The organism is Actinosynnema sp. NPDC059335, from assembly GCF_042752395.1.
In the GTDB taxonomy this organism is placed as follows: Bacteria; Actinomycetota; Actinomycetes; order Mycobacteriales; family Pseudonocardiaceae; genus Actinosynnema.
Window position 1 is genome coordinate 11,891 of sequence record NZ_JBHYXZ010000203.1, and the last position, 1,223, is coordinate 13,113.

Sequence of the window (1,223 nt, forward strand, 5' to 3'; positions counted from 1 at the left end):
GGCCGCCCGGGGGTCCGCCGGGGGCCCGCTCGCGCGGGGGTTGGGGCTCGCCCGGGGGGGGGGGGCGGGCGCCCCCGCCCGGGCCGGGGCGCCCGCGGGCCGGGCGCGTCGATTCGCCGAATTGCGCTTAAATGCAGGTGAACATGATTCCAACACCCGGAGAACCGCCCCGCGCCGTGACACACTGGACGGTGTCGGCGTTGTGATTCTGCGCGGAGGCGGCTTTGGCCGATTTACCGTGGGACTTCATCATCACGGTGGTCGCACTCGGGGTGTCCCTTTTCGCGTTCCTGTGGGAATTCGTGTTCGTGGGGCGCAAGCGGCTCGGCCACCGCGTCCAGATGGACACCACGGTCGCGAACCTCATCGCCCCGGAGTTCAGCGGCGACCTGCTGCCGGAGCTGGTCGAGAAGGACCGCTCCTACGTCCTGGTGCGCATCGAGAACAACGGCCGCACGCCCATCTCCACCGGCGACTACGCGGTGATGCCGGACAACCCGGTCGGCATCGAGATCCGGTTCCCGAACCGGCGGGTCACCGGGATGGCGCTGACCGACCTGACGCCGCCGACGCTCGACCTGTCGCTGCGCAGCTCCGAGCACAAGCCGGCCGACGGGCTGGGCACCCGCAACATCGAGGACGGCGGCCAGACCGTGGGCCTGGTCGAACTGCCCAAGGTGCCGCTGAACCGGGGCGAGCACTACAAGGTGCTGGTCTCCCTGGAGAGCGCCGACGGCGACCGCGGGCCGTTCCCCGAGCCGAAGGTCGTCGGCGGCATCAGCGGGGGCACGTTCCGGGCCACGAAGAACCGCACGGGCACCTCCGCGCGCAGCGTCGCGCTGGCCGCGTTCCTCACCGCCGCCCTCGTCGGGCAGCAGGTCTACTCGCTCACCGCGACCGACGCGGCGCTGGACTGCGCGAGCGGGAGGCTGGTCCTCCTCGGCTCCACCGCGTTCCGCCCGATCCTGGACAAGGCCACCGCCACGTACCGCAGAACGTGTCCCCAGGCGGAGTTCTCGATCGAGCTGAGCAACAGCAACGCCGGGTTGGAGAGGCTGAACCGGGACGGCCCCGCCCACGCCGACGTGCTGGCGTTCTCCGACGGCGCGAAACCCGACGGCTTCCCCCGACTCCCGTGGGTTCAGCGAGAGTGAAGGTTCCTCGCGGGGAACCCAAGGGTCCGTTCCTGCCAGGACCAGGGCTCGACCCGTGGGTTCGAGATC

1 protein-coding gene is annotated in these 1,223 nt (G+C 71.1%); it reads left to right on the plus strand.

The window, feature by feature from the left end; genetic code table 11:
* Positions 1-224 precede the first annotated feature (224 nt).
* Positions 225-1,154: a phosphate-binding protein gene (locus ACFXGA_RS36560; RefSeq protein WP_378096496.1), complete on the plus strand. Its 930-nt coding sequence runs from the start codon at positions 225-227 to the stop codon at positions 1,152-1,154.
* The last annotated feature ends 69 nt before the right edge of the window (positions 1,155-1,223 follow it).